Source organism: Photorhabdus bodei (assembly GCF_003287735.1).
Classification (GTDB): Bacteria; Pseudomonadota; Gammaproteobacteria; order Enterobacterales; family Enterobacteriaceae; genus Photorhabdus; species Photorhabdus kayaii.
The window spans coordinates 185,155-199,439 of record NZ_NSCM01000001.1 but is presented as its reverse complement, the minus strand read 5'-3'; the positions used below and the strand labels follow the sequence as shown (position 1 = coordinate 199,439).

7 protein-coding genes and 1 pseudogene are annotated in these 14,285 nt (G+C 39.1%); 7 read left to right on the top strand and 1 reads right to left on the bottom strand.

The features are described 5' to 3' along the window. Nucleotides 1-102: 102 nt before the first annotated feature. The 7 genes from CKY02_RS00790 to CKY02_RS00760 all read left to right on the top strand — a co-directional run bounded on the left by CKY02_RS00790 (nucleotide 103) and on the right by CKY02_RS00760 (nucleotide 13,131). Entirely contained in the window at nucleotides 103-3,624 is a 3,522-nt protein-coding gene (locus tag CKY02_RS00790; protein WP_112893854.1) for a Tc toxin subunit A, read from the top strand. Beyond that, the gene (locus CKY02_RS00785) at nucleotides 3,617-7,708 is read left to right on the top strand and encodes a Tc toxin subunit A-related protein (protein WP_112893853.1); all 4,092 of its coding nucleotides are present in this window, start codon (nucleotides 3,617-3,619) and stop codon (nucleotides 7,706-7,708) included. Before CKY02_RS00790 ends, CKY02_RS00785 begins: the two co-directional genes overlap by 8 nt. A gap of 127 nt (nucleotides 7,709-7,835) precedes the next feature. Further along, nucleotides 7,836-9,725, top strand: a complete 1,890-nt coding sequence (locus tag CKY02_RS00780; RefSeq protein WP_112893852.1) for a glycoside hydrolase family 18 protein — start codon at nucleotides 7,836-7,838, stop codon at nucleotides 9,723-9,725. A gap of 180 nt (nucleotides 9,726-9,905) precedes the next feature. Continuing rightward, nucleotides 9,906-10,766 (top strand): RNase RNM, encoded by an 861-nt coding sequence (rnm, locus tag CKY02_RS00775; RefSeq protein ID WP_112875896.1) that lies wholly within the window; start codon nucleotides 9,906-9,908, stop codon nucleotides 10,764-10,766. A gap of 27 nt (nucleotides 10,767-10,793) precedes the next feature. Further along, complete coding sequence (locus CKY02_RS00770) at nucleotides 10,794-11,414, top strand: L-threonylcarbamoyladenylate synthase (RefSeq protein WP_112893851.1); 621 nt, start codon at nucleotides 10,794-10,796, stop codon at nucleotides 11,412-11,414. Between the two features lie 443 nt (nucleotides 11,415-11,857). After that, on the top strand, nucleotides 11,858-12,553 hold the full coding sequence (locus tag CKY02_RS00765) for a hypothetical protein (RefSeq protein WP_193493025.1): 696 nt from the start codon (nucleotides 11,858-11,860) through the stop codon (nucleotides 12,551-12,553). Continuing rightward, nucleotides 12,550-13,131, top strand: a complete 582-nt coding sequence (locus CKY02_RS00760; RefSeq protein WP_238399055.1) for a C2 family cysteine protease — start codon at nucleotides 12,550-12,552, stop codon at nucleotides 13,129-13,131. Before CKY02_RS00765 ends, CKY02_RS00760 begins: the two co-directional genes overlap by 4 nt. Before the next feature lie 264 nt (nucleotides 13,132-13,395). Here the strand turns inward: CKY02_RS00760 and CKY02_RS00755 are convergent. Next, nucleotides 13,396-14,103: pseudogene (locus tag CKY02_RS00755) on the bottom strand (filamentous hemagglutinin N-terminal domain-containing protein); the annotation flags it as partial. Nucleotides 14,104-14,285 lie beyond the last annotated feature (182 nt).

The following is a 14,285-nucleotide window of genomic DNA, read 5'->3' as shown; positions in this document are numbered from 1 at the left end:
AATTGAATTTATGCTTTAAAAAATCTCACTACTTAAAGTGGTTATAGTCTCTATAACTGTTCTGTTCAGGTGTTTCCGATTAATTAGGTTGGGAATAATATAATGGATAAATATAAAAGCATTTCTCGTGAAAAACAGAATATAACAAAAGTATCACCATTATTAACTGCGGTGGCAGAAGTCAAATCGTCAAAATCGCCATCAGGTTATATGTTATTAAACGCAGTAGAGAAAGAAGATAATTCCACTATCACGCTGGTTAATACACTCCAGCGTCTGGGATATCACTCAATTTTTGATATTGTAGAAGTATCAAAGCAACGATTTATTAAACGCCATAATCAATCTTTATCAGGTCATGCAGAGGTAATTTTTGATAAAGCAGTGAGTGCGGCTAATCAATTGGTACAAAGTTATCGGCAAAGACAATTGAGGGATTACGATGGCGCATCATTAACAAAAGCGAGTCATCAGGCAAGATATTTTTCTTATAGTAATAATGATGCAGATGAGAAAGAAAAATTACCTGATTACAGTAATCTATTTCCTGAGCCTTGGGATAGCTTCTGTCAGCCAAACGCTATTGAATCCCTTGACAGTCCGGTAAATTACCTGCTTGATCTTTATAAGTTTGTACAACAAATAGAGTTAGATGGCTCTAATAATGCCGTGGGGTTGGAGCAAAGGCGTGCTGATATTCCTGACTTATTGCTTAATAGTGATAATCTTTACAAAGAGATCACGGCAATATCTATTGTGAATGATGTTTTGTCGAAAAGTGCCAGGGAATATATTGATCAGACAGGTCAGGCGGAAAAACCGGTTAATCAGGTTTTGGGAGAGACTCGTTTTCCCTTTACATTACCCTATAGTTTACCCTCTCAACAGATCAATAAAGGTTTGGCTGAAAAAGAGACTGAATTAGGTACAGTTATTCAGCAAGTGAATCAACAATTTCCTTGGCATATCTTAACGGAAAAACGTGATCAGGCTCTGCTTGCTTATACTCAATTAAGTAAGGAGCAAATGAGTTTACTGACAGAGAAAAGCCCATTTGCGCAAAACTTTTTATCACGCGAACAACTTATTAATAGCTATTTCAGCACAAGTACAACAGAAATATTGCCTGAACGTGATGTTGCAAAACATGCTTATATTATTCATGCTGATGAAAATATCACTGGCCCGACATTATTGAGTGATAATATTGATAAAGCTTATGATGAAATTGTCGTTACCTGTGAAAATAAAGCTAAAGAGACGATCAAAGTTAAACTTCGTGGTGAAAATGTTCTGACCTATAATCGCATAAAAGCGAGGATGGAGCCTTTCGATAATTCATCACCATTTAGCCGACAGTTAAAATTAACTTATGTAGAAAGTGATAATAGTGATATCGGTAATTTAGATAATGGTCCTTTCTTTGGTGAAATGACAGTTTATGCCGCGATACCCAAAGAAAGTACAAATAATACCACGGTAAATATTGAAGGCATTAATTTTCTGACCATGACTTATCGTTTTGCTATTGCTAAACAAGGGACTGCACAATCAGAATTATTGCCAGAAGCAGAAAAGTTTTTCCAAGATAACTATGGCGTTTCTGCGGATGAAAGTGTGAAATTAACAGAGATTTTATCTTTTGGTCAACAAACAGGATCGAAAGTGACAGCTCTCGAACACCTGTTTAGTAGTGGTGATTTCCGGCCTTTAGTGTCGCCAAATGTGGTATTTTCTAATCCTATCTTCGATAGTGGGCAAACATCAGAACACTTTCCTGCACCTTATCACTATGGTGGAATTTATATAAATGCGGGGCAATTAGACGCATTAAGCATTGTGAGAACGGACTCAGGACGGGAAATAGATGCAGTTTCTGATTTTCGTTATGATCGAATGAACCGCTTTATTCGGTTACAGCGTTGGTTTGCGTTATCTTATCATCAGCTTGATTTATTGGTAATTTCAGCAATAAAAGCTGAGCCTAATAATACCGATTTGGCTATCTCTAATAATACATTAAGAGCATTAGGTTTATTCCGTCATTTATCGACACAATATAAAGTATTACCGGAGACGTTTGCCGGATGGATATATCAAATTACGCCATTTTCTATTAGCAATAATATTCCATTTTTTGATCAACTATTTAATCAGTCTAAACTTTTTGATCAGCCTTTAATTCTGGATGGGAAAGAATTTAATTATACGGAAAATCAAGGAGATGGCGCAAAAACAGTTAAACAATTATGTGCAGGGTTAGCTATTTCTTTATCCACGTTTCAAGTGATTGCACCTATCGTTGAGAAAGCACTGAAATTCCCTTCTGGCAAATTAGTGCGTAATCTTGATGTCGTAACCAGACTTTATCGCTTGGTGACTATTCCACGATTATTTGGTTTTTCTGCGGAGGATGGATTAATTTTGGTGGATATTTTAACGGATAAAAGCGAATATCTGGCAAATATACCGGCTTTAGGAGAGAAAGATGACATCCTCAGTATTATTGCCCAAATGGAGGTTTTAACTTCCTGGCTCACTAAAACGAAACTGACACCGATTAAGCTTTCTCTATTATTAGGTAAAACTCAGCTTCCGGTCGTGCCAACAAGTGGTATGTTAACTTTTTATAAAGGAATTTCTGACGGTCTTACTGATAATGTACGTTTGCAAATCTCTGATTTTAATCGGCAAGAAATAAATGGTACAGATTGGTGGACCATTTTGTCAGATGAAAATGGTGTTTTTGATAGGGATAATGGATTAATCAAAGATATTCCGTTGGTATGGGGAAAAACAGATGAAGAATCTCTGAGGAAAAAGATAGAAGATATTGTAGCGAATAAAAATCCAGATGATAATCAAATTAATATTGTCGTACAGATTATATTGCAAACTAAAATCGCACAAGAAAGTCTATTATCTAGCGCTATTGCGGGTGAATATGGGGTATCAAGAGATATTGTGCCACTACAATTGCGTTGGTTAGGAAGTAGTGTTTATTCAGTGTTGAAAATGGTGTTAGATAATACATCAGAAAAAGTTGAAGATATTAAAAAAGAGTTTCTGGATTTGACCTATAGTCTGTTAGTTTATACCCAATTAATTAATGCGTTGAGCATAGGTAATAATCTATTGTTATTGCGCCTGACAAATCCTAAATGGCTTGGACTAACCATAGATGAAACAACAGAAATATCATTGTCGTTAGATGAAATTTTCCTATTGAATCGCTATCAAGATTTACTGGAAAATGCGACACAAAATGAAGATAAGGTTCAGGAATATTTTACTTTTGCTAACAGTGAAATTTTACCGAAGACGGAAGAGGATGATAATAATTATAAATGCGCGCAATTACTGGCTGAAATTTTAGATTGGAGTCCTGATGAAATTTATCTTGCTTGCGATAAAGGAGGATTAGAAAGAAAACGTGCGATGACCTTATCCCAAATAGATTGGATACGACGGCTACAACAATTTTCTGTGAAAACCAATTTATCCGTTGAGCCTTTATTAGGTGCTGGCGCACTTGATGTTAATTCAGATTTTGAAGCTTTCCAAAGCATCGGTGAAGCAGTAATGGCTGCATTAAAAGCGCAAGGAGATGATGAGAATGTCTAATTTAATTGAAGCAAAATTACAGGAAAATTTGCGTGATGCATTAGTTGACTATTATCTTGGTCAAATTGTTCCGCATGATACCGCTTTTCAATCCTTGCGTGAAAAAATTAAAAATGTTGATGACTTGTATGATTTTCTATTGTTAGACACTCAGGTCTCTTCCAAAGTAAAAACAGCCCGTGTCGCACATATTACCCAATCTATACAACAATATATTAACCGTATTGTTTTGAATTTAGAGTCAGGTTTATCAATGACTCAGGAAGAGGCAGACAATTGGCAGGAGTTTGCTAATCGTTATGGTTATTGGGCGGCAAATCAACAACTGGCTATTTACCCGGAAGTCTATGTTGATCCCACATTACGTTTAACCAAAACAGAATTCTTTTTCCAACTTGAAAGCGCGCTTAATCAGGGTAAGCTCACCGATGATGTTGCTCAGAAAGCAATATTGGGATATTTAAATAACTTCGAAGAGGTCAGTAATTTAGAGGTTATTGCTGGCTACGAAGATGGTATTGATATTGCCGATGATAAGGTCTATTTTATTGCTAAAACACGAACTCAACCTTACCGTTATTTCTGGCGAACTTTAGATGCCAAACAGCGTAATAATCATACTGATGAACTTTATCCTACCGCCTGGAGTGAGTGGAAGCTGATTAATGTTCCTTTGGAAAATGCGTTTAACGGTATTGTTCGTCCAATTATCTTGAATAACCGATTATATATTAGTTGGTTTGAAGTCTCTGAAGAAAAACAAGATCAAGGTAATAGTATTAAATATCGTACCAAACTTAATTTGGCTCATTTAGCGTTTGATGGTACCTGGAATACCGGCACTACCGTTCGTGAAGATTTACTTGATCATTCTATGAAAGAGTTGATTGCGGTTCTCGATCGTAGCGGAGACGTTGAACGTTTAGCGTTGGTCGCATTTGTGCGCTTGCAAGGTACAGGTAATGATGGAAAAGCATACGATTATGACGAAGTTTTTACCTATGTTTGTGACAATTTATTAATGGAAGCAACGGATTTGCCTAAATCCACTTCGAAGTTATCTGATCTGGATGCATATGGCGCTGCTTTAGTCTGGTTCTATTTCCGGGAACCCGCAAATGGTGGGCCGGATGAATATAAGCAATTGGTGCTTTATCCCGTTAATAATAATATGAAATGGCCGATAGCGGGGGAAAAAGAATTTGAAGGACAACTGGGTAAAATAGACGATTTCAAGCTGGATGCGACTTATGTTGACGGGACATTGAATATGTATCTTACGTCCACTTCAACGTATAAATATGATTTTAGCAGAAGCAAAAATATCCTTTATTGTATTTGGTTAGAAGATAGTCAGGGTGAACGCTGTTGGCTGAATTATAAAGTGCTTACCCCGGAAGATTATGATCCGAAGCTGAGTGTCACATTGAATCGATGCGATAGGAGTGATGTGACGGTTGTTACGGGTTTTAGTTTGCCGTCGGAAACTGGAGATATTGCAGGTAAAATTAAGCAAAAATTGAGTGTTGGGAAATTGCTCCGTGACAAGGTTCAGATTAAACAGACTAAACAAACTCAGTATTTGCAATTTCCAAAAGAAGAGCAACCAGAGGAACCATTAGAAAGTTGGTATTCTGACAAGGCGATTCGTTTAAATACCCTGTTTGCAAAAGAATTAATTAGTAAGGCGAGTCAAAAGCTGGATAAAGTTCTCAGTTGGGAAACGCAAAATATTCATGAAGAGCCGATTACCGGTAATGTTTCAAAATCTATCGACCTTAAAGGGGCAAATGGTATTTATTTCTGGGAATTATTCTTCCATATGCCATTTATGGTGGCCTGGCGGTTTAATGTCGAACAGCGTTATGAAGAAGCCAGTCGCTGGATTAAGTTTATTTTTAATCCTTTTGAAAGTAATGACGAACCGGCGCTGGAACAAGATAAGCCACGTTATTGGAATAGTCGCCCGATCATTGACGAACCCAAGAGATTACGTAGTTTAATAGAACCGGCTGATCCTGATGCAATTTCTGCCAGTGAACCTATTCATTATCGTAAGGCTATTTTTAACTTCTACGTTAAGAATATTATCGATCAGGGTGACATGGAATATCGCAAGTTACAGCCTACTGCCAGAACGGTGGCACGTCTGAGTTATGCAATGGCAAGTTCATTATTAGGCGCGCGTCCTGATCTCCAATTAGCCAGTTCATGGCAGCCGATAACTCTTGAGGATGCATCATATAAGAAGAGTAGCGCAGTACGTGCATTGGAGATGATAAGTTATCCTTTGCCTTATGCCCCGGTGGTTCATGATAAAACGATTCGTGCGCTGGATAATGATCTCTTTATGAAACCGATTAATGAAGAGTTAACGGCCCTGTGGGATAAAATAGAAAACCGGATTTACAATTTACGGCATAATTTAACGCTGGATGGTAAAGAAATTTCTATGGATCTTTATGATTCGAAAATTTCTCCTCGTGGATTAATGAATCAGCGTTATCAGCGAGTGGTTGCCGCTAGAAATGCCAGCAAAATGAATTTCAGAGTGCCAAATTATCGTTTTGAACCGATGTTGGCGCGGGCGAAATCGGGTGTCGATACATTGATACAATTTGGCGGCACGTTGTTGAGTTTGTTGGAACGGAAAGATAATTTGAGTTTTGAATCATTTCAGATGGTTCAGAATAATGATCTCTACCGTTTTGCGGTTGACCTCCAGCAACAAGATATCAATATTAACCAAGCCAGTCTTGATGCGTTGCAAGTGAGTAAACAATCTGCTCAGGAGCGGTACGAACATTATAAAAGTCTTTATGATGAAAATATTTCGTCAACGGAACAGCAGGTTATTGAATTACAGGCTCAGGCATCTTCTGCGCTGTTAGCTTCACAAGTATCAAGAACAGCGGCGGCGGCACTGGATTTAGTTCCCAATATTTATGGATTGGCAGTTGGGGGTTCACATTGGGGGGCCGCTTTAAATGCTGTTGCTGAAATAGCAACCTTGAAACATCAGTCTGATAGTACTAAAGCTGATAGCCTCAGTGTTTCTGAATCTTATCGCCGTCGCCGGCAAGAGTGGGAACTGCAATATAAACAGGCTGAATGGGAAGTAAAATCTATTGATCAGCAAATTAATATTCAGCAGTTGCAGGTCAGCGCCGCACGTAAGCGTTTGGCGCAAGTTGAAGCTCAGCAACAACAATCTCAGGCACTGTTGGCGTATTTCTCCAGCCGTTTTACTAATGAAAGCTTATATACTTGGATGATTAGCCAGATCTCAAGCCTCTATTTGCAGGCTTATGATGCTGTTTCATCGTTGTGTTTATCCGCACAAGCCTCTTTACAATATGAACTTGGACTAGGCGAGCAGAATTTTATTGATGGCGCGAGCTGGAATGATCTCTATCAAGGGCTGTTGGTCGGTGAAAATCTGAAATTGGCGTTGCAACGTATGGAACGCACTTACGTTGAGCAAAATTCGCGTAAATTGGAAATTATCAAAACGATTTCGCTTAAATCTTTATTGGGTGAGTCTTGGGAAGATAATCTCAAAGTGCTGAAATCACATAATGCAATCACCTTTAATTTGGATGAGTTAAAACAATTTGGTACGGATTATCCGGGTTTATTTAATCGGCGGATTAAATCAGTTTCAGTGACGCTGCCTATGTTAATTGGGCCTTATGAAGATATCTGTGCCAAATTAAGTTTGTCGGGTGTGAGCAGTTATACGACAAAAGCGGATCTCAAAACCGTTGAAAAAATGTTGAAAGAAGGAATTCGTGCGGAAACGCCTTATACGGTGCGCAGTATCCAGCCTAATCAACAAATCGCTTTATCTACGGGGATTAATGACAGCGGAATGTTCACGCTTAATTTCGATGATGAACGTTTCTTACCCTTTGAGGGGGTAGGAGTAGGATCGAGTTGGAATTTCCAATTTACTAATACCTCGCAGGATTTAGAAAGTTTGACCGATATTATTCTTCATATTCGATATACCGCGCAAGAAGGATCTGCATCATTTGGTCTGGCGGTTAAAGAGTTATTAAAGAAGGAAAACCCAGATTTGTGATAACGAGAATTAAGCATTAAATGAATCAGTCACCTGAATTTAAAATGCTTACTCATTATCTTTAACATTCAAATTAGCCTCTTCTAATTATGTGGAGGCTAAATATAAATCGCATTGGAGTTTATAAATGGTAAATAAATATACTTATACCTCATCGAAATCCATGTCCGACATAAGTGATATTGTTGGTGAACCATTAACTGCATGGAATAATCAGGCAGGCGGCCAAGTTTATAATGTTATTTTTAATAGTGGTGTTTATACCAATACTTATTGGGTTGAGCGCTGGCATATTCCCGATCCTACGGCTAAAGAGGGAACACCGCATAATGCCTGGAAATATATTCGTCCAGCGACGGAAGATGAGATAAAACAGCACGGAAATCCTACCGATGGGCGCGTTGATCCAACCGAAGATATTCCTTCGCCGGTTTTACAACCGGATGCTATTACAGAACAAACCTATCAACGGCCGGATGTTAATTTTAAGTCTGATGGTTCTGCGGGCAATCTTTCTTATACTGCGACGCGTGTTTGTCGCCCGATGTTTAATGAATATGAAAGCGATAAATCCAGGCCAAAACTTTCTGCTTATATTACTGATTGGTGCCAATATGATGCACGTTTGGATGGTGAGGATAAAGGGGCTGGTGATCGGGGAAGAGGGTTTGATTTAAGCACTATTAATGTAACTGCCTATGATAAGTTAATATTTAGCTTCTTGGGTATTTACGGTGATACTGGTGTAAAAGGGAAGAAGATTAAAGAAGTTGCCGATGGCTGGAATAGCCAGAGTGAAATAAAAATTACTGAAGGCCATATTGTTCCTCTTGACCCTTATGGTGATTTAGGGACTGCCCGTAATGTGGGATTACCGAAAGAAAGCGCGAATACTGATATCGGTCCGGGAACATTCTTGCCTTATTATCAACAAAAGAGAGCTTCGGGTTTATTAGGTGGGTTACGTGAACTGCAGAAAACGGCGCGTTTAGCGGGTCATAAACTTGAACTGGCTTTTAGTATTGGTGGCTGGAGTATGTCCGGTTATTTCTCCGTGATGGCGGCTGATGCGGCACTGCGTCGTGTTTTTGTTGACAGTATTGTTGATTTCTTTGAGCGTTTTCCTATGTTCAGTTGTGTCGATATTGACTGGGAATATCCTGGAAGCCCGGGAGAGGAAGGTAATGTTATTAGTGATAAAGATGGAGAACATTACGCTCTGTTAATTAAAGAATTACGTGAATCTTTGGATAGTCGATTTGGGCGAGAGGATAGAAAAGAGATCTCCATTGCTTGTAGTGGTGTAAAAGCGAAATTAAAAACCTCTAATATTGCTGAATTAGTCAAGAATGGTCTGGATAATATTTACTTAATGAGTTACGACTATTTTGGTACCGGGTGGGCACCTTATATCGGCCATCATACTAATCTCTATTCGCCAAAAGATCCTGATCCATCAGATGCGTCTGATTTATCCGCGGAAGTTGCTATCAATTACCTACATCAGGAGCTTGGCATACCTTTGGAGAAAATTCATTTAGGTTATGCTAACTATGGCCGTGCGGGCAAAGGGGCAAATCTTGAAACGCGCGAATATAATAAAACTGGCGATGCGTTAGGAACAATGGAAAAAGGTTCACCTGAATTCTTTGATATTGTTAATAATTATCTGGATAGTGAACACACTCTCGCTAGCGGGAAAAATGGCTTTGTGCTAATGACAGATACCAATGCTGATGCTGATTTCTTGTTTAGTGAAAAAGAGGGACACTTTATCTCATTAGATACCCCTCGCACGGTGAAGCAAAAAGCGGAATATGTCGCTAAGAATAAACTGGGAGGCATATTTTCTTGGTCAGGCGATCAGGATTGTGGCTTGTTGGCAAATGCGGCCAGAGAAGGGATGGGCTATATTGCCAAATCTAATGATGAAACCATCGACATGGGGCCACTCTATAATCCGGGTAAGCCCTATTATTTGAAATCTATTGGTTGGGTGAAGAAAAACGCCGGTTAATTTTTCTTTGCCAATAAAAAGGGATATTACTTTTCTTATCTGTCAGTTTTTTCATTCTTAAAATAATCATGTTCAACCCGATATTCTAGGACTGAACATGATTATTTCTGTAAAACGCGACCATTTACCGTTAAGCTATCCCATCAAGCGTTTTAAGCTATTTGGGCAGAGAAAGGGATAATGACAAATTCAGCCACTGAGTTAGTAACAATTTACGATCTGCATAGCCATACGACTGCATCGGATGGTTTACTTTCACCAGCAGAATTGGTCGAACGAGCGGTGGCAATGGGCGTTAATGTATTGGCCGTGACTGATCACGATACGACAGACGCTATTTTGCCAGCCCATGAATATATCAACCAACATGATTTGCCATTAAAGCTCATATCAGGGGTTGAGATATCCACCTTGTGGCAAAATATCGAGATTCATATTATTGGTCTGAACATTGATATTCAGTCAAATGCAATGATTGAATTACTTAATAAACAATCTGAACTCAGGAAAGAACGAGGAATTGAAATAGGTCGCAAGCTGGCAAAGGTGGGTATTTCCGATGCTTGGGCAGGAGCGAGCCGATTAGCGAATGGTGGACAAGTAACACGCGGCCATTTTGCCCGTTATTTAATTGAAATGGGCAGAGAGCCAACAATGGCGAAAATATTTAAAAAATATCTGGCAAAGGGAAAAATCGGATACGTTCCACCGCAATGGTGTACAATTGAACAAGCTATTGATGCCATTCATCAATCAGGTGGTCAAGCAGTCATTGCGCATCCGGGACGATATGATTTATCGACCAAATGGTTGAAGCGTCTGATTGCCTGGTTTAAACAACATGGTGGTGACGCAATGGAAGTTGCACAGTGCCAGCAGGCACCTAACGAGCGGCAATATCTCGGTCAGTTGTCACGGGAATATGATTTGATGGCTTCGTTAGGTTCTGATTTTCACCAGCCTTGTTCATGGATAGAGTTAGGGCGTAAATTGTGGTTACCCGGTGATGTGGTACCAATATGGCGTAACTGGTCACTGTAGGGGCAGCATAAAATTAAGAGGTAATTTATGAGCCAGTTTTTTTATATTCATCCAGATAATCCGCAGCCCCGCTTAATAGGGCAAAGTGTGGATGTGTTGAAAAAAGGTGGGGTGGTTGTTTACCCCACTGATTCCGGTTATGCGATTGGTTGCCATCTGGAAGATAAAGATTCGATGACTCGGATATGTCGTATTCGCCAGTTAGACAGTCATCATAATTTCACCTTAATGTGCCGGGATTTGTCGGAGATATCGACTTATGCTTATGTCGATAATTCGGCTTTTCGTCTGATTAAGAATAATACTCCGGGCAATTACACGTTTATTTTGCGTGCGACGAAAGAAGTACCTCGTCGTTTGATGAATGATAAGCGGAAAACCATCGGGTTACGTGTTCCATCTAATCCAATTGCCTTGGCGCTTCTTGAACAAGTGGGTGAGCCATTGATGTCCACTAGCCTGATTTTGCCGGGCAATGATTTTGCTGAATCTGATCCTGAAGAAATTAAAGATAATTTGGGAAAACGGGTTGATCTGATTATTCACGGGGGTTATTTAGGGCAACAGCCTACCACCGTAATTGATTTAACCGAGGATACGCCGGTTGTAATACGGGAAGGGGCTGGCAATATCACGCCATTCTTATAAGCTACGCAGTAATTATTTTCAGAATCTATACTCAATAGATTTCAAGTTGCAGTGCGGCGGCAAGAGAACGCATCCCCAGGAGCATAGATAACTATGTGACTGGGGTAAGTGAACGCAGCCAACAAAGCAGCAGCTTGAAAGATGAAGGGTATATATAAATCCTGTGTATTATACGCAGGCTTTATATTTTTGATTTTTTAATTGAATAGAAATGGTTATTGTTGTTTCGAATTATTAATACTGACTCAATAAAATAAAATTATCATCTATTTAATAATTAAGTTGATTTTAATAACGTGATAAGGAAGTATTTACCTCACCCAAGGTAAGTTTATTTGCTAATTATTTAATCATATTATTAGGTAAAAACCTTTGGGCTGGCTATTTAATATAAATAACAGCGTAAGGTTATCCATCCATTATAAAATCAAGGGATATTGAAAATGTCAGTTATTAATTTCTCCGATAAACCAGTTGATGTCGCTAATGTTCATACATGGCCGAAATCACCAGATAGAGATTTAATCGCATGTGGACGTGACGCATATGCTGAAAAATCAGTGCAAGAAGCATTGAGCGGAGATCCTGATAAAGCGGTAAAATTAAGTGAATTAAATGATATTCTGGCTTCCTGTGAACCTTTTGACTTTAAAGGCGTCACGTTATATGCAAAAGATCCGGTATTGGCCTTAATTAAAGCGTTATCAGAGAAGAGTGCCTATTTAGTCGATGATTCATATCCTCCTGAGCAATGGCAAAGCGGGGGCGTTGATAAGCATAACCGTATTAAAGATTTTATTGAATCCCCTAACATGTTTATTAAAGGGATAGAGATGATCGATATGGGCCAGCTTTATCTTGGTAATTACGGTTTTGTTAGCACCATTGGGGCAATTGCATCCCATCCTGAAGGGCATAATTTGTTATTTTCTGCTATCTATCCGCCGGTTTATAACCCAACGGGGGTTTATACCTTATGGATTTCAAGATGCATCGCGGCGGCAAGGGAGCGAATCCCCGGGAGCATAGATAACTATGTGACCGGGGTGAGTGAGTGCAGCCAACAAAGAGGCAACTTGAAGGATGACAGGTATATTCGATCAGAATCATCAATCAATCGACAATTGGTTATTTATTGATTGACGATGATCTGCCACGAGTTAGTTTTTCTGCTATGGAAGATAAAAATGAGTTTTGGTATTACCTGATTGAAAAAGCATTTGCGAAATTGCATGGAAGCTATGAGAATTTAGGCGGCGGTAATGAAATCTATTTTGGTATAGAATCGACAGCAAATACCAGTATTAATCGGGGTAATCAGGATCGTATTTGGGATGAAAAATTTATCGATATCTTCAAAATAAAACATCATGTGACTTATCAAGGAACGGGTTACTCTACGGATTTGGTGTCAGGTCATGCTTATTTAATATTAGATGCTCAGCAATGGAATGATATTAAGTTAGTACGATTGCATAATCCGTGGAATTTCGTTAAATATAACGGTCCATATTCCCCCGGATCTACTGAATGGGAAAATATTCCAGAAGACGTGCAAAATGATATATTCCAGAATAGCCGATTTGAAGGAAAATCATTCTGGATGCCATATGATCTCTATGTTAATAATTTACCAAAAATCAGCGATATGTATTTCAGAGAAACCGTTCCTGATTCACTGAAAAGTATTGCAAATCCATCACCAATTCAAGAGTGATAGGATATCAGTTTTGTCAGGATTGATTTGTAAGCCTCTAATTTAATCTTAGTGTTTGGCATGAATGGAAATTTAAATAAAATTTAATGAAATGGTGGCCCCAAATTATAAATTTCAGGCCACCATTATATTGTTTGAAATTATAGTTATTAATTAATTTGATAACTGAAAGAATAAGTGGATAAGTCAATTTGATTATCAGTGCACCTTTTTTCCAGGCGGGCAGCGAGTTATACAACAACCCTAAATCGTTCTGGTTTTCTGTCGTGCGCCTTCGCCAGCGATAGGTTTAATTGTGCCATCTTTTAAGCTGATTCGGCTAGCACCTTGCGTCAGGGACAGGTTATTCGCCTGAATTTTTCCATTTAATTCCGTTGCCCGACTGATAATATCGACATAATCCGTCGCCTTGCCATCTAACCCTTTGCCGCCAAGGGTAATCTGGCCTGTTTTAACTTCTAAGGCTTCCAACGCGCCCTGTTTATCAAATTGAGGTTTACCCGTGGTCAGTGTTGCGCTCGAAGTATTAATAAAACCACAGCCATCACAGGTAATGCCGTTGGGGTTAGCAATCATCACATTGGCTTTATTGCCGAAAATCTCCAACTGGCCTTGTAAATTAGATTGTCCGCTGCCGGTCACTTCATTAATAATCAGTTCTGCCGCTTTTCCATGCAGATTAGGGTTAGCGTTAAGTTGCCCCGCCAGTTGCGATTTAGCCGCTTGCGTGGCGTTATTGAGTACGGTGCCTTGAGTGACAATGTTAAATTCTTTATAGGTGTTGTGGGATATCCCCGCGTCATTCGGCGTGGCAATATTGACCACCGGGACGTTGCTTTGGTTTTGTACCTGTGTCTGGTTATTATCCGGTGTTATTCCTGCGGCAATCGCCGGGTGGAGCGGCTGAATGGCGGTAAGGTAAATTAAAAGATAACTCGTGCCTCTCGCCACAAAGTTGTTGCGTTTACTCATCATACTATCCCTTTTGTTTAATTTAAGTGTTAAAAAGTCAGTGATGCTGACCAATAAGTGACCTGAGCATCCGTGGTCGGGATTCGGGTATAAAATGGTCATTTACCACAGAGAATATTGATTATTTAATAGTTACGTTATTGAATTATTATAATGTGTAATTAATTGGCCGTCAGAATGGA

Bases quoted from the DNA above. Each gene is read 5' to 3' on its own strand.
- CKY02_RS00765 (WP_193493025.1), top strand. From the start codon at position 11,858: ATGTCAGTTATTAATTTCTCCGATAAACCAGTTGATGTCGCTAATGTT.
- rnm (WP_112875896.1), top strand. From the start codon at position 9,906: ATGACAAATTCAGCCACTGAGTTAGTAACAATTTACGATCTGCATAGC.
- CKY02_RS00770 (WP_112893851.1), top strand. From the start codon at position 10,794: ATGAGCCAGTTTTTTTATATTCATCCAGATAATCCGCAGCCCCGCTTA.
- CKY02_RS00780 (WP_112893852.1), top strand. From the start codon at position 7,836: ATGGTAAATAAATATACTTATACCTCATCGAAATCCATGTCCGACATA.
- CKY02_RS00785 (WP_112893853.1), top strand. From the start codon at position 3,617: ATGTCTAATTTAATTGAAGCAAAATTACAGGAAAATTTGCGTGATGCA.
- CKY02_RS00790 (WP_112893854.1), top strand. From the start codon at position 103: ATGGATAAATATAAAAGCATTTCTCGTGAAAAACAGAATATAACAAAA.